We start from the raw sequence: 19,881 nt of genomic DNA on the forward strand, positions 1-19,881 counted from the left end.
AGCCGGCGGCGCCGGTCCGCTTTCCTTCCATTGTTCCAGCGACTGCCGGCGGAACCAAATCTGGCCCGGACGGTTTGGTTGGCCGAATGAGGCCCCCGAGAGAGGAAAGGCCATGAAGAACATCGTCTTCGGCGTTGCGGTGCTGCTGAGCGCTGCGGCAGTGCCGGCCTTCGCGCAGACGGCCGGCAACACCCCGGCCATCGCCACTCCCGACACGCAAAACCCGACGGCGCCTGTCCCCGGCAAGAACAGCTTCACCGAAGACCAGGCACGGGAACGGATGCAGGAGGCGGGCTACACGGACGTCAAGGAGCTGAAGCTCGACGACAAGGGTATCAGGCGGCAACCGCGATGAAGGACGGCAAATCCGTTTCCGTCACTCTCGATTTTCAGGGCAACGTAGTCGCGCTTTAACGTCAAACAAAGGAAGAAGGCAATGAGAACCGTGGCAGGGCTGTTTGACGATTACGGCGAAGCCCGAGGCGCCGTAAGCGATCTCGAAGCGGCAGGGTTTCCTTCCGAAAATATAAGCATCGTCGCCAACAATGCGGGCGACCGCTATTCGGGCGACGGCTCCGCTGCAGCAAGCGGTGCCGGAGCAGGTGCCGGTCTGGGCGCCGTGGGCGGCGGCACGCTGGGGCTTTTGACCGGCCTGGGCCTGATGGCCATACCTGGGGTCGGACGCGTGGTCGCGGCTGGGTGGCTGGCGTCGACTGCCGCAGGCGCGGCGGCCGGCGCTCTCGCCGGAGGGGCGGCCGGCGGCATCATCGGATCGCTCACCGATTCCGGGATCGAGGAGGAGGATGCGCATCTTTACGCCGAAGGCGTACGCCGAGGCGGCACGCTGGTGGTGGTCAGGACCGAGGAGCCCCTGGTCGCACAGGCGGACGGGATTTTGAGAAATCGCGACGCCGTCGACATATCGGTCCGGCGCCGCGCCTATACGGAGGATGGTTGGACCCGGTTCGACACCGCCTCCAGTCCCTATAGCCTCGACGAGATCGAACGCGAACGCGAACGCCTCAGCCGCCCGGCGCTGTAGCGCAGGTGCCGCTGCCGCGGCACGGCTGAACACTGCCGTTCGGGTCCGCAAAAGCAACCCGGCCGCCGAAGGAGCCAGATCACTGCGCCCCTTGGCGAAACAATGAAACGATCTGGCGCGGCGGTTGCGACGAGACGCAAGGAAGGCTTCCGCCATGATTGATTTTTCCCGTGCCCGCGAACGGATGATCACGTCGCATCTCTCGCGACGGGGGATAAGGGACAGACATGTCGTGGAGGCGATGGGCGTCGTCCCGCGGGAGGCATTCGTCGATCCCGGCTTCGAGGAATTCGCCTATGAGGATTCGGCCCTTTCGATCAGCCATGGCCAGACCATCTCGCAGCCCTATATCGTGGCGCTGATGATCGAACGCGCCGAAGTCCAGCCGGGCGATACGGTGCTCGAGATCGGGACCGGATCCGGTTATGCGGCGGCGGTGCTCAGCCGGATCGCGGCATATGTCTATACGATCGAGCGCCATGCCGGCCTCGCCGAGGTTGCCGAGCGACGATTTGCCGAGCTCCGTTACGGGAATATCGATGTGCGTGTCGGCGACGGCACGGCCGGCTGGCCCGAGGCAGGACCCTTCGACGCCATACTGGTCGCCGCCGGAGGTCCCGAGATACCGTATGCGCTGAAGGAGCAGCTCGACCTCGGCGGCCATCTCGTCATACCCGTCGGCCCCCCTGAGGAGCAGCGCCTGATGAAGGTCACGCGGGTCAACGCCACGACATTCGAGGAGCAGGACCTCGGCGGGGTCAGATTCGTGCCGCTCGTCGGCGAACACGGCTGGCATGAGGAGCGGGTTCGGGCAAGGCTCAGACCGGCGCCCACCTTGCCCGAGTTGGTTGCAGAGGCGGCCGAGCCGCTGCCCGATCTCGACGATCCTGCATTCGGGCCGCTTTTCGATCGCTTTGCCGGGCGGCGGGTCGTGCTGCTCGGAGAGGCGAGCCACGGCACGTCGGAATTCTACCGCGCCCGCGCAGCCATCACGCGCCGCCTGATCGAGGAGCACGGGTTCACGATCGTGGCGGTCGAGGCGGATTGGCCGGATGCGGCGGCAGTCGACCGTTATGTCCGACATCGAACTCAAGGCATGCGTCTCGACGCGCCGTTCCAGCGGTTCCCGACCTGGATGTGGCGCAACCGCGAAGTGATGGATTTCGTCGAGTGGATGCGCGAACATAACGGCCGCAGGAGCCTTTCCGACCGGGCCGGTTTTTACGGCCTCGACATCTATAACATGCGTGGCTCCATTTCCGCGGTTCTCCGGTATCTCGATGAGACCGACCCCGAGGCCGCCGCGGTCGCCCGCGAGCGCTACGGTTGCCTGACCCCCTGGCAGAACGAGCCGTCGACCTATGGCCGTGCGACCATGACCGCCGGCTTCCGCAAATGCGAAGAGGCCGTCGCCAAGCAATGCCGCGAACTCCTGGAGAGGCAGCTCGAAGCCGGGCGCGACAGCGGCGACGAGCTTCTCGATGCGGTGCAGAACGCGCGCCTCGTCGCCTCGGCCGAGCGGTATTACCGCGTCATGTATTATGCCGGAGCCGACTCCTGGAACATGCGCGACACCCACATGTTCGAGACGCTCGAGCATCTGTTGAATGCACGCGGCGCCCGCTCGAAAGCGGTCGTGTGGGCGCACAATTCCCATATCGGCGATGCCCGCCATACCGACATGGGCACGGCCCGCGAGGAGTTGAACATCGGTCAGCTCTGCCGTGAGCGGTTTGGCGATCAGGCAGCGCTGATCGGCTTCGGCACGCATGGCGGCCATGTGGCTGCCGCAAACGATTGGGACGGCGATATGGAGGTGAAGCCGATCCGGCCGTCGCTCGATGGAAGCTACGAGCGCGTGATGCACGACTCAGGGGTAGGGCGCTGCCTCATCGACTTCGCGCGCCACGCGCGTTTGCGCGACGGTCTCCTCAAGCCGATGCTCGAGCGCTTCATCGGGGTGATCTACCGGCCGGACACGGAGCGCTTCAGCCATTATGCCCACGCTTCGCTGCCCCGGCAGTTCGACGCCTTCGTCTGGTTCGATCAGACGACGCCAGTCGAACCGCTCGGCGCGCAACACATAAAAGCGGGCGTGCCGGACACGTTCCCGTTCGGTCTGTGAGGCTCGTGAATCCTTGAGTTAAAGCTGCGTCGAGATGATGTTGTCGACGCTCACCTCGCCGCGCAGCACGCCGCGTTCCGTGCCGTCCGGGGCCGGCCCCTCCTCGACCACGGTGTAGAGCTTCTCGCTGCGAAATGCGCTGGCCATGTCGGTCGTCACCCCTTCCGCCGGCTTGGCGTCGATCTCGAGGAAATCGAGTTCCGCCTCGCTCGCGACGATGCGGGCATCGCCGCTCGATCTTGCCGCCACCACGACCTCGCCCTGGTAGCTGGCATTCTGCCAGTTCGGATCGTCGGGCTCGGCGAGCGGCGACAGACGGTATATCTTGAGCTCTTCCTGCATGTGCTACTCCGACTGGTCGATCGCATGCGGCGGCGGTTGCCCCGATTCGGCCGACTGGTCGAGAGGAAACATCATCCAGAGCGCCGCAATCACCACCAGGACGACGATCACTGCTGCAGCCAGGACCTTGGACATGTGAACCTTCCGACGATTGTCGAGACCGAACCGCGAAACCTGCGGTTTTCCGGTCTCCAATCACCCAGGCGTCGAATTGTTCCGAAGCACGCAGGTGACGCGACCACGCGCCGTTCTGCAGGAACATTTCGGGAAGCCGCCGGTTGGAGGACGCGCGAAAAGAAAGGAATATCCGATGGCTACTGCGAACGAACACCTTGTGGCTTGGCTCAGGGATGCACATGCGATGGAAGAGCAGGCGATCACGATGCTCACCAGCCAGTCGAGCCGGCTGGAAAACTATCCCGAACTCAAGACCAGGATCGACCGCCACCTGCAGGAGACGAAGGACCAGGCGGCCATGCTCGAGCGCTGCCTCGAACGGCTCGACGGTGGAACCTCGAGCATCAAGGATATCAGCGGCAAGATCGTTGCCTTCGGGCAAGGCCTGAGCGGCCTCTTCGTCAGTGACGAAGTCGTCAAGGGCACGCTGGCCAGCTATACATTCGAGCATATGGAAATCGCCAGCTACAGGATTCTCATCGCCGCAGCCGAACAGGCGGGCGATCAGGAGACAAAGCGGGCCTGCGAGAGCATCCTGCAGCAGGAAATCGCGATGGCGGAGTGGTTGGCTCAGAACGCCGGTGAGATCACGCGAAAATTCCTGGAGCGAGACCAGCGGGACGTGACGGCCAAGCACTGAAGCGGCTTCAGCCGGACCTGCGGGACCCGCCGAAAGCGCCGCGCCTCCGACAAGATGCGCGGCGCTGTGGTTCTCACGAGGGTTCCTGCTTGCCCCGCATCACGACGTCCAGTTCGGCAAGCAGCGGAAGATGATCCGAAGCGCTTCGCGCCAGGGTGCTGCCGTGCACCCTGCAGGAAGCCACTTCTATGCCTTTCCCGATCAGCACGTGATCGATGCGCAGCAGCGGCAATCGCGATGGAAAGGTCGGCCGAGGCTTGGCGCCGGTCAGCAGTTGCGCGTCGCTGAGCTGTCGGGCCAGGAGCCTGTAGGCGGTCGAACGCCCCGTGGCGTTGAGATCGCCTGCCAGGACCACGTGAGCGTCTCCCTGGGCCATTCCTCCGAGCCAGCCGGGGCCTAGAAGGGCGGTCGCCTGGCGCAGGCGCTCGGCGCCGCGCAATCCGAGATGCGTCACGATCACCTGAAGCTTGACTGCGGCGACGTCGATCTCCACCCAGAGCGCGCCCCGCGGCTCGCCGGACGAGGGGAGGGGTGCTGCCTTGATCAGCCGCATAGGCAAGGCCGTCAGAACGGCGTCTCCGTATTTCTCGTCCTCCAGGTGGAGAGCCGGATGGAACTCGGCTTCCATGTTGAGATGCGTGGCGATCATATGGGCCTGGTCTATTCCGCCGGTGCGGGCGCGGCCGACGTCGACTTCCTGCAATGCGATGACGTCGGGCTGGCATTCGGCGATGACCGCGGCGATACGCGCGGGATCGAGCCTGCGGTCGGTGCCGAAGCAGCTGTGAACGTTGTAGGTGAGGAAACGTATCCGCTGTCGCATCGCCTTCGGAACACGCAGCACCTGCTTTTCGTTCCGGTGGGTGCGCAAGGGAGGGCCGATGTCCAGGAAAATTCTAGCGAGACTGTTCATCGCTGCCGGTATCTGCGTGGCGGGCTGGTTGATCTATCGCACCCTCAGCCAACATAGCTTTCATGAAATCGCTGGTTCGATCATGCGGATTCCGGCCCGGAATCTCGTTGTGGGCATTGGTTTCGTCTTTCTTTCCTATTTCTGCCTGACCCTCTTCGACACCCTCGCTATCCGCTATGTCGGGCGGAAGCTCGCCTATCCGCAAATCGCCATCGCCTCCTTCACCAGCCTTTCGATCGGCCACAATGTCGGCGGCGCGGCCTTGAGCAGCGGTGCCGTCCGCTACCGGTTCTACTCCCGCTGGGGGTTGAGCGCCGAAGAGGTGGCGAAGGTCATTCTGTTCTGCGGCGTCACCGTCGGCCTCGGCCTTGTCGCATTGGCCGGGCTTTGTTTTCTGATCGTGCCTTCGGGTGCCGCGCGGCTTACCGGATTTTCCACGACCGGCGCTTTCCTGCTCGGCACTGCCTGCATAGCGGCCGCGGCCGGTTACGTCCTGCTCGCTTATTTTCTGCGGGGCTCGGTTCGCATCTTTCGCTGGACTTTCGAAATGCCTTCGGTGGGGATTGCCGCCTTGCAGGTCGTCGTCGGAGTCGCCAACTTCCTCTGCGTCAGCGCAGCGTTGCATCAGCTGCTCAGCGCCTTCGAGGAGGTGAGTTTCATCGACACGGCCATGGCCTATGTCGGGGCCGGCGTGACCGCCATCGTCAGCCATGTCCCCGGCGGAATCGGCGTACTCGAGGCGACGATCGCATTTCTGCTTGGCAGTTCGGCTAGCCTGGGCGCTCTGATCGCCTTTCGGGCGATCTATTTCTTCCTGCCGCTGCCGCTCGGCTTGATCTCGCTTTCGGTCGCTGAGTTCGTCGCCCGTCGGGATGAGGAAAAAAGCCTGGTGAGCAAGGCGAAAAGCTGACCGATCCAGCGCCTTACGAGCTTGTGCGTGCGATAAAAGGGTCGGATCGGCCTTTGCGGATCGACGATCTCCGTGCCCCAGACGAGACTGGTCGCGCCGTCGTCATCGATTCCATCGAAGGCGCGTATGCCGCGCCGGCGCGTGTTCAACCTGTCCAAGGCGGCGACGAGCGAGTTCGTTTCCCTCAGTGCCTTTTCAACGGCGTCCACTTCAATGTCGAGATGTTCTGCGATCAGGCCGTTGCGGACTCTGGCAATGGCGGCGCGCTGTCCTTCGTTGGCGGCTTCTACGGCGACGTCGCATTCGGTGTCGAGGCTTGCCGAGCGGTGGTTGAAGTTCGACGAGCCGACGCGGAAAAAACGATCGTCGATCGCGACCACCTTGGAATGGATAATCACCTCCTGCTCGGATCCGTCGGCGGCGGGAACGACCGGGTAGGCGACCCTGAGCCTGCCGTAGCGGTCGGCCCGCTTGAGCCGCCGAACGAGACGGTCGCGGTTTCCTCCCATGACGATGCGTTCCAAAAGCCCATGCGAGCTGCGGGTGGTGATGACCACCACTTCCGGGCCGTCAGGCTCCTGCAGCCGGTCGCAGAGCAACTGCCCAATTCTTCCCGATGCGAAATACTGGTTTTCGATGTAGATGTGACTTTGCGCACTGCGCAAGGCATCGAGCGTCAGCTGCAGTGCCTCCTGCCGGCCGCGCCTTTTGCCGGAGCCCGGCTCCGTGCGGGCGATTGCGACCGGGCAATCCTCGAGCACGGGCACCGTGCCGTTCGGCCATGCAAGCGCCCTCGCGGGCGGCGCCTCGATTTCCTCGCCCGTAGAGGCTTTCCAGCGGGATCTGCAGAGATCGCCGATGGCGCGGCTCGCCTCGCCTTCGAGCACCACCTGGATGTCATGCACCGGATCATAGGGTTTTCCGTCCGGATCGCGCCGCAACTCGTTCTCGGCCGCGTGCTCCGGCGTGTCCCAGCGGCGCGCCGTCAGGTCGATGCCCCCGGCAAAGGCGATGCTGTCGTCGATGCAGACGAGCTTCTGGTGATGCGATCCGCGCAACGCCCGGTGGCTCGCGAAGCGAAGTTCGATCTGCGGATGGGCCGCCCATTGCTGCCTGCGAAAGAGCCTGAGCGACTTTCCCGAGTAGATCGGTCCCATCGCCCAGACGAGAATGCGGATCTTCAGTTTCGGCTTTTGCGCAGCGAGGCGCTCGAGCCTGCTGCCGAGCGATTCCGCGTGGGGGTCGTCCGGTCTGAGCTTGATGCGCGGATCGAAGTCCCATCCGGTGATCCAGATCTGCTCTTCCGCCTGATCGAACGTACTGTCGAGACAAGCATAATAGGCGGCTGCGTCCACCAGGAAGGACAGATGCCGTGCGGGCGCGCTGCGCCAGACATTCTCCGCCTCCTTGATTATCGGCCGGCTTGTCCGACGCCATCGGCCGGCCGGATTTCCGGTGAACGCGCTTTTCCAGTCCAAGCTTCCTATCCCGTACGTGGCGACTGGAAATGAATCCCTTTCAACCGTGATTTGTTCCAGGAGCAGCATTGTTGCCGAACAAAGCCTTCGCGGCGATCAGGTCGGCGGAGCTTTGCCATGGCGGAACATTTCCCGGCAGGACGAGATTAGAAGGTTCCGAGCCTTCAAGCGAACCTGCCAATCACCCTTACGCTGACCGGAGGAGGGGCAAATATGCCGAACGCTTCCGACATCCTCATCGACACGCTTATCGAATGGAAGGTCGACGTCGTCTTCGGCCTGCCCGGAGACGGCATCAACGGCATCATGGAGGCGCTCAGGAGGCGGCAGGATCGCATCCGGTTCGTTTCCGTGCGCCACGAGCAATCGGCCGCCTTCATGGCATGCGCCTATGCCAAATTCACCGGCAGACTCGGCGTCTGCCTCGCCACATCGGGCCCGGGCGGCACAAATCTGCTGACCGGCCTCTACGATGCGAAGCTGGACCAGATGCCGGTGCTCGCGATCACCGGCATGCAGTATCATGACCTGATCGAGACATTCTCCCAGCAGGACGTCGATCTCACCCGCGTCTTCGAAAACGTCGCCGTCTACAACGCGCAGGTGAACGACGCAGCCCACATGGAAAACCTCGCGAACCTTGCCTGCCGGTCGGCGCTTTCCAAGCGCGGCGTGGCGCATCTTTCGATCGCCAACGACGTGCAGGAGCGGATGGCTGATGGCGGGCGGTCCCGCCGCAACCGGCCGGGGCACATGCCGAGCCGGTATTTCGCCGGCCAGCCCGTGCCGCTAGAAAGCGATCTTTCGAGAGCGGCGGATCTCCTGAATGCGGGCAGGAAGGTGGCAATTCTTGCGGGGCGCGGCGCACTCGAGGCGAAGGAGGCTCTGCGCGAGACGGCGGAACTGCTGGGCGCGCCGGTGGCAAAGGCTCTTCTCGGCAAGGCGGTGCTGCCCGACGATGATCCGCTGACCACCGGCGGCATCGGCATACTCGGCACCGCGCCGTCGCAGGAGATCATGCAGCAATGCGACACGCTGCTCATCGTCGGCTCGACCTTCCCCTATATCGAATATTATCCCCAGGCCGAACACGGCAGCCGGAATCCAGATCGACCGTGACCCGCAGCGCATCGGTCTGCGCTACCCCGTCGAGGTCGGGCTGGTCGGCGAGGCAGGCGAGACCCTCCGCATGCTCAACAAGCGGCTCAAACGCAAGCAGGACAGGTCGTTCCTCGAGCGGGCGCAAGAGCAGACGCGAAACTGGCGCCGGGAACTGCGGGCGATGGAAGGCGACAGGAGTTCTCCCTTGAAACCGCAGGCGGCGGTCGCGGCTTTCGGCCGGCGCATCGCGAAGAACGGTATCGTCGTCACCGATTCCGGACAGAACACCGAGCTTGCGGCCCGTCATGTCGATCTCGGTGCGGACCACATGTTCGCGGTCTCCGGCGCCCTCGCCTCGATGGCTTCGGGCCTGCCCTATGCTATCGCGGCGGGTATCGCGATGCCGGACCGCCCGGTCTATGCGGTCGTCGGCGACGGCGGCTTCGCGATGCAGCTCGGCGAATTTGCGACAGCCGTCGGGTACCGGATTCCTTTGAAGCTCCTGGTGATCCGAAACGACATGCTGAACCAGATCGCCTGGGAGCAGATGATGTTTCTCGGCAATCCGCAACTCGCCTGCGAATTGCCGCCGATCGATTTCGCCGCGGCGGCGGAGGCCATGGGCGGCCGGGGCTTCACCGTCCGGTCCTTCGGCGAACTGGACGGGATCATGGATCAGGCCTTCGCCGTGGATGGGCCGGTGGTCATCCAGGCGCTGGTCGACCGCTACGAGCCGCTGATGCCGCCGAAAATGCCGGCGGACTACGCCCGGAACTTCCGCGCCGCGCTTCCGGAAACGCCGGGGCACGAGAAGATCGAGGAAAACCTCAGGAATTCCTCCGTCGGCAGGAAGGTAACCGACGAGGAGCCGCAGCCGCCGCATGAGGCGGCGCCGGACGAGAACACCGGCGAATTGCCGGGAATTCCGTAGAGCGCATTCCCGCCGACGGGAACAAAGCATGCCTTCTTCGGTTCGAACCGGAAGTATGGGCTTCGAGGACCCGAGAATGACGCATGCTATAGGCAGCAGGCGATGGGCAATCGCCGACGGCTACATCCCTTCTTCGAGCGCGAGCTACGATCCCGCGCTCGTCTCCCCAGCGCTCGTCTCCCATGACAGCGCCTGCATCCTGAATACCGGTGACACGCCGGCCAAGGTGGAGATCACGCTGTTCTTTTCCGACCGGGAGCCCGCAGGCCCGTACCGTCTTACCGTTGCGGCCCGCCGGACGGCCCACCTGCGTTTCAACGATCTCGACGATCCGGAGCGCGTGCCGCGGGATACGCCCTATGCCTCGCTGATCGAATCCGACACGCCGATCGTCGTGCAGCAGACGCGGCTCGATTCCCGGCAACCGCCCCACGCTCTCTTGAGCACAATCGCCTATTGCCAGGAGTAGCATGCCGAACACACCGTGGAGTGCTACCTCTCAGAACCTCGGTCAGGATTTTCACAACTGGTCGGGCGGCCTGCGCTTTCGTCCGTCGCGTCTGGAGGTGCCGGAGGACGAGGAAACCGTGGTGGCGCTCGTGCGCGCAGCCGCGCGGCAGGGCCGCAGCATACGGCCGGTCGGCTCGGCGCATTCGTCGAGCGAGATTTACGTGACCGACGACATCCTGGTCTCGATGGCCCACATCTGCGGCTTACGCGAGCATGATGCGCAACACCACCGCGCCACGGTCGGCGCCGGCTCGCAGCTGACCGAACTCAGCAAGGAGCTGCAGGCAGCCGGCATGACGCTCTCCAACTTCGGCGACGTGGCCACCCAGACCGTCGGCGGTGCGATCGGAACCGGAACGCATGGGTCCGGACGGGATTTCCCCAACTTGTCGATGATGCTCGTGGGCGGCCGCCTGGTCACCGCCGGGGGTGAGATAAGGACGTTCGACGTGGAAGAGGAGCCGGACTTCGTGCAGGCCCTGCGCGTCTCCTTCGGGACACTCGGCATTCTCACCTGGACCACTCTGAAGCTCGAGCCGTTGCACGATCTGCACCGCCAGGAATGGTGCCTTGCCTTCGAGTCCTGCATGGAGGTGCTCGATAAGCTCTCCCGCGAAAACCGGAACTTCGATTTCTACTGGTACCCCCGCTCCGACGAGGTGAAGATCCGTTGCCTCAACCCGCCCGGCGAGGAGAAGGATTACGGCGCCTTCGCACGGCTGGCAAAGGACGAAACCGGCCCGCCGCACGAGGTCATTCCCCAGCACAGCGACCTTCCGCATCGTTTCGAGGAGATGGAATATTCCATGCCCGCCGAAGCGGGGCCGGAATGCCTCGGAAAGCTGCGCGCGCGGATCAAGGAAAGATGGCGCCGCTCCGTCGGCTGGCGTCTGCTTTTTCGCTACATCAAGGCCGACGACAGCTGGCTCAGCGAGGCGTATGGGCGGAATTCCGTGAGCATATCGCTTCATCAAAATGCGACGCTCCCCTATTGGGACTTCTTTCTCGACCTCGAACGGATCATGCGCGATCACGGCGGGCGGCCGCATTGGGCGAAGAAGCACAGCCTTCGCGCAGCCGAGCTCAGACCCCTTTACCCGATGTGGGATCGTTTTCTCGCGCTCCGACAGGAAATGGATCCGGGCGGACGGTTTCTCACGCGGTATCTGCGCGGGCTTTTCGGGTGCTAGAGCGGGATGAGGAAAAGTGTGCGCGGTTTTCCGCCCGCATCCCGCTCTAATTTTTTGGAATCGATCACGTTCATGTTTTTAGGTCGACCCGACCTAAAAACATCGTGGCCTAGGAGGGCGCATGCAGGCGATCGGCAAGAGGCGATGGACGATAGCCGGGGGGCGCATTCCCCTTGAAAGCAACGGTCCGGAACCCGAATTCACGAGCCGCGACGAGATCGCGGTGCTCAACTGTTGCGACAGCCCGGCCAGGCTGCGCATTCATATCCATTATGCGGATCGTCCGGCTGTCGGACCTTATGAGGTGGAGGTCGCCGCGAGGCGGGTCCGCCGCATCCGCTTCAACGACCTGATCTTTCCCGAGGCGCTGTCGCTGGACGAGGATTTCGGCGCAGTCATCTACGCGGATATTCCCGTGGTCGTGCAATTTACCCGCCTCGACAGCGGCACAGCATCGCGCAGCGCGGTGGCGACCGCGGCCTATGCGGAGCGGAACCTTCAAGGGAGCGGACGATGAAAGAGGCGCCGTGGTTCTCGAGCTCGGTCATCTATGGAATCGACGTGCGCAGATTTTCGGACGGAAATGGCGACGGGATCGGCGACTTCATAGGTCTCAAGGAGCGCGTGTCTTATCTGCACTATCTGGGCATCGACTGTGTCTGGCTCTCGCCCTTCTTCAGGTCCCCCTTTGCCGATAACGGCTACGACGTCAGCGACTATTATTCCATCGATCCAGTTCTCGGAACGCTGGACGACTTCCTGGATTTTCTGCACGCCGCCGGCGAACAGGGCATTCGCGTCGTCGTCGATCTCGTCGCCAACCACACATCCAGTGAGCATCCGTGGTTCCAGGCGGCGCGGCGCGACCCGAGGTGCCGCTTCCGCGACTATTACGTCTGGTCGGAAAGCCCGCCGCCGGTCGCTCCGGACAACAAGACGGCGTTTCCCGGCGAGGAAAGCAGCGTCTGGACCTATGACGATCTCGCCCAGGCCTATTACTTCCACAAGTTCCGCCATTTCCAGCCGGACCTGAACATCGCCAATCCGGCGGTGCGAGACGAATTGCTCCGTGTGGTCGACTATTGGCTGACATTGGGCGTCGACGGATTCCGGGTGGATGCCGCGCCATTCGTAATCGGCGAAACCGGCATAGAGCACGCGGACCCCCGGGACCCCCAGGGCTTTCTCAGGGAAATGCGCAAGCTGGTCGACGGGAGGCGCCAGTCCGGCCTTCTGCTCGGCGAAGCGGACCTGGCGCCGGAAAAGCTGCGGTCCTATTTCGGCGACGGAAAGCTCGACCTTCTGTTCAATTTCGTGTTGTGTGCGGCTTTCGCCGCGAGCCTCGCGGGGCAGAAGGCCGACCCCATCGGCCAGGCGCTTTCGATCATGCCGGAGCCGCCTCCCCATCGCGGCTGGGCGAACTTCCTTCGCAATCTCGACGAACTCAACCTCGATCGCCTGCCGGAAGACATTCGAGAGGAAACCTTTGCAGCCTTCGCCCCGGATGAGGAGATGCGGATCTACGGACGCGGCATCAGGCGCCGCCTTGCGCCGATGCTGGGCGGAAACCGGGCGAGAATAGAACTCGCCTTCAGTCTGCTTCTGTCTTCCCCGGGCGTGCCGCTCATTCTCTACGGCGACGAGATCGGCCTTGGCGAGGACCTTTCCCGACCGGGCCGGGAGCCGGTCCGCGTGCCCATGCAGTGGAATGCGGGTACCAATGCCGGCTTCTCCACCGCCCAGCGCGCCAAACTCGTCCAGCCGCCGGTGACAGACGGCCCATTCTCCTTCAAGCGGGTCAATGTCGAAGCTCAGCGTGAGGACCCGGGGTCGCTTCTGAACCGCGTGCGGGCGATGATCCTGGCGCGGCGCCGGCACGAGCTCTTCAACAGGGGACGCCCGGTCATGCTGCACACCGGAGACCCGGCACTGTTCGCGCTGGCCTATTCCGACGGCACCGAACTATTCGTGGTGCTGCACAATCTTTCGGACGGCAAGCGGCGGGCGGAGCTCGAACTGCCCGGCGCAATCGACGCCAGGCTCAATGATATTCTCGGCGAGCGTGAGGTCGAGCTTTCCGGGCAGCGTCTGGCGATAGGGCTCGGTCCGTTCGGCTACGTCTGGCTTCATTCGGGAAAGAAGGATTGAGATGGCGAGCATCGGCTATCACGCATCGCACGAGCAGTTCACCCCGCTCGACCTGTTGAACTGGGCGCGGGCGGCGGAAGAGGCCGGGTTCGATTGCACCATGTCCTCCGACCATCTGGCGCCCTGGAGCGAACGCCAGGGGCAAAGCGGCTTTGCCTGGGCCTGGCTGGGTGCCGCCCTCCAGGCAACCGAGCGGAGCTTCGGCCTCGTCACGGTTCCTTGCGGCTGGCGCTATCACCCGGTGATAACGGCCCAGGCCGCCGCAACCCTTGCCCAGATGTTTCCGCGGCGCCTTGCCTGGCTTGCGCTCGGCACGGGCGAGGCACTGAACGAACACGTCGTCGGCGGGGCCTGGCCCGGAAAGGCGGAACGAAACGCCAGGCTGCGCGAGGCGGTCGACGTCATCCGCGAGCTTTTTGCCGGCCGGACGGTGACGAGGGACGCGCCCATTGCCGTCTCCGAGGCCCGGCTTTATACGCTTCCCGAAACTTCGCCTGCGCTGATCGCAGCGGCTTTGACGCCCGAAACGGCGGAAGGTGCCGGCGAATGGGCCGACGGCCTCATCACCGTCAATCAGTCGCCGGAAAAGCTCGCGGCGATCGCCCAGGCCTTCAAGCGCGGCGGCGGCGACGGCAAGCCGCTCTGTCTTCAGGTCCATGTGTCCTATGCCCGAAGCGACGAGGAGGCGCGGCGGAACGCCTTCGACCAGTGGCGGAGCAATGCGCTCAGCGCCTTTCAGTCGGAAACCCTGAGGACGCCGGGCGACATAGAAACCGCGACGAGCGGTGTCCGCCCGGAGGACCTCGACGCCTATGTCCGCATTTCTTCCGATCCGGGGCGGCACCTCGCCTGGATCGAAGAGGATATCGCGGCAGGCTTCGACGAGATCTACCTCCACAATGTCGGGCGCAATCAGCTCGAATTCATCGACGTCTTCGGGCGCACGGTGCTGCCGCGCGTGCGCGCTTCCCGACCGGCAACCGAGTAAGTTGACGACAGCAGTCTCGCCGGTTTTCCACCTTGACGTCTGATGCATTATGTTCCCCCAATGCCGGCAGGATCGGGCGGGAGGGTGCGGTTTGTACGACTATTGCATCATCGGAGGCGGCATCGTCGGTCTTGCGACCGCTATGGCGCTGCAGGAAAGGATGGGCGGCGCCAGGATCGTGCTTCTGGATAAGGAGCGGGAGCTTGCGCGGCATCAGACGGGCCACAACAGCGGTGTGATCCACGCCGGGATTTACTATGCACCGGGATCCCTGAAAGCGAAGCTGTGCCGCGAGGGAGCGGAGGCCACGAAAGAATTCTGCACCGGGAACGGCATATCGTTCGAAACCTGCGGCAAATTGCTGGTCGCGACGAACGATGCCGAGATCGAGCGCATGGAGAGCCTGGAAGAAAGAGCGCAGCAGAATGGGATCGAATACACTCGCCTGTCGAAGTCGCAACTGCGATCGGACGAGCCTAACATCGCCGGCCTCGGTGCGCTTCTCGTCCATGCGACGGGGATCGTCGATTATTCGGCCGTTTGCCTGGCGATGGCCGAGCGCATCGAAGCCCGGGGCGGCGAAATCCGGCGCGGGGTCGAGGCCACTGCCATTGCCGAAGAGGACGGCGGCGTGCGGATCGCAAGTGCATCCGGCCGCATCGAAGCGCGCAGGCTGATCGCCTGCACCGGCCTGCAGTCCGACCGCATCGCGCTCATGGCCGGCCTCAGCATCGACCACCGCATCGTTCCGTTCCGGGGCGAATATTACGTGTTGCCGGCATCGAAGGCCGGTATGACCAGGCGCCTCATCTACCCCATTCCCGACCCGGACCTGCCTTTCCTCGGAATTCACCTGACCCGGACGATCGACGGAGGCATGACCGTCGGCCCCAATGCGGTGCTGGGCTTTGCCCGCGAGGGCTACCCGAAGGGCAGCTTCAAAGCGGCCGATGTGGCGAACATGGCGGCGTTTCCCGGCTTCTGGAAAATGGCGGCGAAGAACTGGCGTTCGGCGATCACGGAATTCGCCAATTCGGCATCGCGGTTCCGCTATCTGCGGGAGTGCCGGAAATACTGCCCGTCGCTCACGATCGACGACCTCGCAGTCCCGCAGGCCGGCATCCGGGCGCAGGCGGTCATGGCCGACGGCAGCCTCGTCCACGACTTCCTCTTCAAACAGACCGAAAGGATGCTCCACGTCTGCAACGCGCCGTCGCCGGCTGCGACCTCGGCAATTCCGATCGGCCGCATGATCGTCGATCGCCTGCTCGACGGGGCTCCTACCGCGACGGAACGATCACAATCGCTTCATGGGACTCATGCGCAACTTCATCGGTAGTGCATCGAGCCGCCGCTTCCTTTACTTTCGCCCCCGCCATGCGCACACTCTGCCGGAGGAGCAAGCGCGGTCCGTTGGGAGGCGTTGATGGTTTCACATTCCGAGCACATCCGCGAAATCGAACGCGTCAGCCGTGGTCTTCCCGTGCGCCGCGACGAGACGGTCGTGAAATCGTGGCTGCGCTGCCTGGAGCATCACCGGCTCGATCCGGCGCAGAGTTGTGAAGCCTATATCGTTCCGGAAACGCGGCTTAGGGAACACCGCCAGCAATCGGAGGATCTGATCGCCATCGCCCGTTCGGGGCTCGAAAACCTGTTCCGCCAGGTGGCGGGGCAGAACTACGTGCTGCTGCTTTCCGACCGCGAAGGCGTGACGGTCGAGTTCCTCGGCGATCCCCTCTTCGGCAACAGCCTGCGCAAGGCGGGGCTCTATTTGGGTTCGGAGTGGTCCGAGTGGCGCGCCGGGACCTGTGCGGTGGGCGCGTGCCTGGAAACGGGAGAGGCGCTGACGATCCACCAGACCGACCACTTCGACAACACCCACACGCCGCTCTCCTGCACGGCCGCGCCGATCTACGACATCCAGGGCGAACTCTCCGCCGTGCTCGACATCTCGCTTCTGAGTTCGCCGATCCTCAAGGCGAGCCAGAACCTGGCACTGCACCTGGTGAGCGCGACCGTAAGGCGCATCGAGCTTGCCAATCTCATGGCGCAAGCGCGTAATCAATGGGTCCTGCGATTCTCGCGCTCACCCGAATTCCTCGACGTCGATCCGGAGGCGGCGATCTCGATCGACGGTCTCGGCCGCATCGCCGGCATGACGCATGCGGGAGCGAAAATCCTTGCGCGTTCGACAGGCCTCGACTGGCGCGATCCGAAGCAACTGATCGGCGAGCCGGTGTCGCGCTTCTTCGACATCGAGGTCGACAATCTTTCTGACCTTACCCGCCGGCGCCCGACCCGGGAGCGGCTCGTCTTCGCGCGGGACGGAAACGCGCTCTTCGCCCATGCGATCGAGCCGCACTCGAAGGTCCGCGCACCGCTCGTTTCGCGCGCGCAAATTCCACCGGCCTTGCGGCGGCTCGGCGGCGACGCGCCCGTGATCGCGGCGCTGCAGGCAAAGGCGGCAAAGCTTGCGCGGACGCGATTGCCGATCCTCATTCAGGGCGAGACCGGAACGGGCAAGGAACATCTCGCGCGGGCCATCCACGAGGGCAGCGGTCTCGAGGGCCCGTTCGTCGCCATCAATTGTGCGGCAATCCCGGAGCAGCTGATCGAAAGCGAGCTTTTCGGCTACTTGCCGGGAGCTTTCACCGGTGCTTCGGCAAAGGGCCGCAAGGGCCTGATCGAGCGAGCGGACGGCGGAACGCTCTTCCTCGACGAAATCGGCGACATGCCGCTTGCCTTGCAAAGCCGGCTGTTGCGCGTGCTTGCCGAAGGCGAGGTGCTGCCGGTCGGCGGAACGGCGCCGCGGAAGGTTCGGATCCGGGTCGTTTCGGCATCGCACCGGCCGCTGCAGACGCTCGTCGCGAAAGGGGCGTTCCGCGAGGACCTCTATTACCGGCTCAATGCCGCGACGCTCACCCTTCCGGCGCTCCGGGACCGGCCGGACTTCGACTGGGTTCTGGAGCAACTCCTGAAGCGGCACGGCGATGGCGAATTGATATTGTCTCCGGCCGCGCTTTCTGCCCTCAAGGCCCACGATTGGCCGGGAAACATCCGCGAGCTCGACAACGTCATCGCGGTCGCCGCGGCACTTGCCGAGAACGGCGTCGTGGAGCTCGGCGACCTGCCGGACCACCTCCTGGCGAATGCGGACACTGTCGGCGGAAACGAGGCGAGCGCGACCTTGAGCCTGACGCTCGCCGCTTGCGACTGGAACATTTCCGAGGCTGCCCGCCGGCTGGGGCTCGATCGCTCGACGGTGCACCGGCAGATCAAGCGCTACCGCCTCAAACCGCACCGCCATTGAGGCGCAATCCGTCGCGGCAGGCGGCCGTGCAACAGGCGCGGCGCCACACATGTTGCAGCCGCGTCGCATCATGCGACACCTCCACGTTCTCTGCCTCTTGAAAACACTCGGTTTTCTGCCCTGGCACGGTCATTGCAGAAGGTGGTTCGACGACTAGCGTCTGCGGGCGGTTGAGGAGCCGCCCGTGTGCCATCCAAGCGAAGAGGAGGATACCCATGCTTGAAGAAAGTCCCGGCACCCGCGTCGATACCGTGCTCGCCAAACTCGGAAAGGCCCTTGAACAGGGCGACATCGATGCGGCCGTCAATCTGTTTCAGGCCGACTGCTATTGGCGCGACCTCGTCGCCTTCACCTGGAATCTCAAGACGATGGAGGGGCAGGATCAGATCCGCGACATGCTGACGACGCAACTCGCTGCGATCAAGCCGGCGCGGCTGCGCCAGGACGAGAAGGAACCGGCGAGCGCCGGCGACGGCGTTACCGAAGGTTGGTTCGAGTTCGAGACGGAGGTGGCGCGTGGCCACGGCCATATCCGTCTCAGGAACGGGCTGATCTGGACGCTTCTGACGACGATGACGGAGCTCAAGGGACATGAGGAACCGAAGGGGCTCAGGCGGCCGCTCGGCGCCGAACACGGTCATGACCCGGACCGTAAGACCTGGAAGGAAAAGCGCGAAGCGGAAGCAGCCGAACTCGGCTACACGACGCAGCCCTATGCCGTCATCATCGGCGGCGGCCAAGGCGGGATCGCGCTCGGCGCGCGCTTGCGGCAGCTCGGCGTGCCGACGATCATCATCGAGAAGAACGAACGCCCCGGCGACAGCTGGCGCAAGCGCTACAAATCGCTCTGCCTGCACGACCCGGTCTGGTACGACCATCTGCCCTATATCCCCTTCCCGGAAAACTGGCCGGTCTTTGCGCCGAAGGACAAGATCGGCGACTGGCTGGAGATGTATACCAGGGTGATGGAACTCAATTATTGGAGCTCCACAACGTGCAAGTCGGCGCGATACGACGAGGCGACCGAGGAATGGACGGTGATCGTCGAACGGAACGGCGAGGAGGTCGTCCTCAGGCCGAAACAGCTCGTTCTCGCAACCGGCATGTCGGGCAAGCCGAACGTGCCGAAGCTCGAAGGCCAGGACATCTTCAAGGGCGAGCAGCAGCATTCTTCGCAGCATCCCGGTCCCGACGCCTATCGCGGCAAGAAGGTGGTCGTCATCGGCTCCAACAATTCCGCGCATGATATCTGCGCCGCACTTTGGGAAGGCGGCGCGGATGTGACCATGGTGCAGCGATCGTCGACGCACATCGTCCGATCGGACACGCTGATGGAGATCGGGCTCGGCGATCTTTATTCCGAGCGGGCGCTTGCCGCCGGCGTGACGACGCGCAAGGCCGACCTGATCTTCGCCTCGCTCCCCTACCGAATCATGCACGAGTTCCAGATCCCGCTGTACGAGAAGATGCGCGAGCGGGACGCCAAGTTCTACGCCGATCTCGAAAAGGCGGGCTTCATGCTCGACTGGGGCGCCGACGGCTCCGGCCTATTCATGAAATATCTGCGCCGCGGCTCCGGCTACTATATCGACGTAGGCGCCTGCGACCTCGTCATCGATGGCAGCATCAAGCTGAAATCCGGCTCCCACGTCAGCCACCTGACCGAGGATGCCGTGGTGCTGAAGGACGGCACGGCGCTTCCGGCCGATCTCGTCGTCTACGCCACAGGCTACGGTTCGATGAACGGCTGGGCGGCCGACCTCATCTCGAAGGAGGTCGCCGACAAGGTCGGCAAGGTCTGGGGCCTCGGCTCCGATACGCCGAAAGACCCGGGTCCATGGGAGGGCGAGCAGCGCAACATGTGGAAGCCGACGCAGCAGGAGGCGCTCTGGTTCCACGGCGGCAACCTGCATCAGTCGCGGCACTATTCCCAATATCTTTCGCTGCAGTTGAAAGCGCGCTGCGAAGGCATATCGACGCCCGTCTATGGCCTCCAGGAACGCCACCACCTTTCCTGATCGGCAAGATTCCAGCCGGAGAAGTCCGGCTGGCATCGGGCGGTGGCCTGGTTGGCGG

At 64.0% G+C, this 19,881-nt stretch carries 16 protein-coding genes and 2 pseudogenes; 14 read left to right on the forward strand and 4 right to left on the reverse strand.

Translation table 11 applies throughout. The features are described from left to right. Positions 1-112 precede the first annotated feature (112 nt). The 3 genes and pseudogenes from PZL22_RS04295 to PZL22_RS04305 all read left to right on the forward strand — a co-directional run bounded on the left by PZL22_RS04295 (position 113) and on the right by PZL22_RS04305 (position 3,167). Positions 113-414: pseudogene (locus tag PZL22_RS04295) on the forward strand (PepSY domain-containing protein). A 22-nt stretch (positions 415-436) separates the two neighbouring features. Continuing rightward, positions 437-1,042 (forward strand): general stress protein, encoded by a 606-nt coding sequence (locus tag PZL22_RS04300; protein WP_003532138.1) that lies wholly within the window; start codon positions 437-439, stop codon positions 1,040-1,042. Between the two features lie 154 nt (positions 1,043-1,196). After that, positions 1,197-3,167: a protein-L-isoaspartate(D-aspartate) O-methyltransferase gene (locus PZL22_RS04305; protein ID WP_284718173.1), complete on the forward strand. Its 1,971-nt coding sequence runs from the start codon at positions 1,197-1,199 to the stop codon at positions 3,165-3,167. An 18-nt stretch (positions 3,168-3,185) separates the two neighbouring features. Here PZL22_RS04305 and PZL22_RS04310 read toward each other — a convergent pair whose 3' ends face one another. Together PZL22_RS04310 and PZL22_RS04315 are read right to left on the reverse strand one after the other, a co-directional pair. Next, complete coding sequence (locus tag PZL22_RS04310) at positions 3,186-3,509, reverse strand: hypothetical protein (RefSeq protein WP_003532141.1); 324 nt, start codon at positions 3,507-3,509, stop codon at positions 3,186-3,188. Positions 3,510-3,512: 3 nt separating this feature from the next. Continuing rightward, a complete protein-coding gene (locus PZL22_RS04315) occupies positions 3,513-3,644 on the reverse strand; it encodes a hypothetical protein (RefSeq protein WP_014527637.1) in 132 nt (43 codons plus the stop codon). A gap of 175 nt (positions 3,645-3,819) precedes the next feature. On the opposite strand from PZL22_RS04315, the gene PZL22_RS04320 reads away from it, so the two are divergent. Then, positions 3,820-4,326, forward strand: coding sequence for a ferritin-like domain-containing protein (locus PZL22_RS04320; RefSeq protein WP_003532145.1), 507 nt, complete (start codon positions 3,820-3,822; stop codon positions 4,324-4,326). Between the two features lie 73 nt (positions 4,327-4,399). On the opposite strand, the gene PZL22_RS04325 is transcribed toward PZL22_RS04320, so the two are convergent. Continuing rightward, positions 4,400-5,197, reverse strand: coding sequence for an endonuclease/exonuclease/phosphatase family protein (locus PZL22_RS04325; RefSeq protein ID WP_033048932.1), 798 nt, complete (start codon positions 5,195-5,197; stop codon positions 4,400-4,402). A 10-nt stretch (positions 5,198-5,207) separates the two neighbouring features. Between PZL22_RS04325 and PZL22_RS04330 the strand changes: the two genes are divergently transcribed. Then, positions 5,208-6,149, forward strand: a complete 942-nt coding sequence (locus PZL22_RS04330) for a putative bifunctional lysylphosphatidylglycerol flippase/synthetase (protein WP_284718174.1) — start codon at positions 5,208-5,210, stop codon at positions 6,147-6,149. Here PZL22_RS04330 and PZL22_RS04335 read toward each other — a convergent pair. Continuing rightward, complete coding sequence (locus PZL22_RS04335) at positions 6,044-7,696, reverse strand: phospholipase D-like domain-containing protein (RefSeq protein WP_003532152.1); 1,653 nt, start codon at positions 7,694-7,696, stop codon at positions 6,044-6,046. The genes PZL22_RS04330 and PZL22_RS04335 overlap by 106 nt on opposite strands. Positions 7,697-7,840: 144 nt before the next feature. Here PZL22_RS04335 and PZL22_RS04340 point away from each other — a divergent pair. The 9 genes and pseudogenes from PZL22_RS04340 to PZL22_RS04380 all read left to right on the forward strand — a co-directional run bounded on the left by PZL22_RS04340 (position 7,841) and on the right by PZL22_RS04380 (position 19,823). Beyond that, positions 7,841-9,659: pseudogene (locus PZL22_RS04340) on the forward strand (thiamine pyrophosphate-binding protein). A gap of 76 nt (positions 9,660-9,735) precedes the next feature. Next, the gene (locus PZL22_RS04345) at positions 9,736-10,128 is read left to right on the forward strand and encodes a sensory rhodopsin transducer (RefSeq protein WP_284718175.1); all 393 of its coding nucleotides are present in this window, start codon (positions 9,736-9,738) and stop codon (positions 10,126-10,128) included. A 1-nt stretch (position 10,129) separates the two neighbouring features. Further along, positions 10,130-11,359 (forward strand): D-arabinono-1,4-lactone oxidase, encoded by a 1,230-nt coding sequence (locus PZL22_RS04350; RefSeq protein WP_284718176.1) that lies wholly within the window; start codon positions 10,130-10,132, stop codon positions 11,357-11,359. A gap of 121 nt (positions 11,360-11,480) precedes the next feature. Beyond that, positions 11,481-11,876, forward strand: a complete 396-nt coding sequence (locus PZL22_RS04355; protein WP_284718177.1) for a sensory rhodopsin transducer — start codon at positions 11,481-11,483, stop codon at positions 11,874-11,876. After that, a complete protein-coding gene (locus PZL22_RS04360) occupies positions 11,873-13,507 on the forward strand; it encodes an alpha-amylase family protein (RefSeq protein ID WP_284718178.1) in 1,635 nt (544 codons plus the stop codon). The genes PZL22_RS04355 and PZL22_RS04360 overlap by 4 nt, the downstream gene beginning before the upstream one ends. Before the next feature lies 1 nt (position 13,508). Then, complete coding sequence (locus tag PZL22_RS04365) at positions 13,509-14,495, forward strand: TIGR03885 family FMN-dependent LLM class oxidoreductase (RefSeq protein WP_003532165.1); 987 nt, start codon at positions 13,509-13,511, stop codon at positions 14,493-14,495. A gap of 91 nt (positions 14,496-14,586) precedes the next feature. Beyond that, complete coding sequence (gene lhgO / locus PZL22_RS04370) at positions 14,587-15,834, forward strand: L-2-hydroxyglutarate dehydrogenase (protein WP_003532167.1); 1,248 nt, start codon at positions 14,587-14,589, stop codon at positions 15,832-15,834. An 87-nt stretch (positions 15,835-15,921) separates the two neighbouring features. Beyond that, complete coding sequence (locus PZL22_RS04375; RefSeq protein WP_284718179.1) at positions 15,922-17,805, forward strand: sigma-54-dependent Fis family transcriptional regulator; 1,884 nt, start codon at positions 15,922-15,924, stop codon at positions 17,803-17,805. A gap of 215 nt (positions 17,806-18,020) precedes the next feature. Beyond that, complete coding sequence (locus PZL22_RS04380; RefSeq protein ID WP_284718180.1) at positions 18,021-19,823, forward strand: NAD(P)/FAD-dependent oxidoreductase; 1,803 nt, start codon at positions 18,021-18,023, stop codon at positions 19,821-19,823. The last annotated feature ends 58 nt before the right edge of the window (positions 19,824-19,881 follow it).

This window comes from Ensifer meliloti, assembly GCF_030064585.1.
Lineage (GTDB): Bacteria > Pseudomonadota > Alphaproteobacteria > Rhizobiales > Rhizobiaceae > Sinorhizobium > Sinorhizobium meliloti.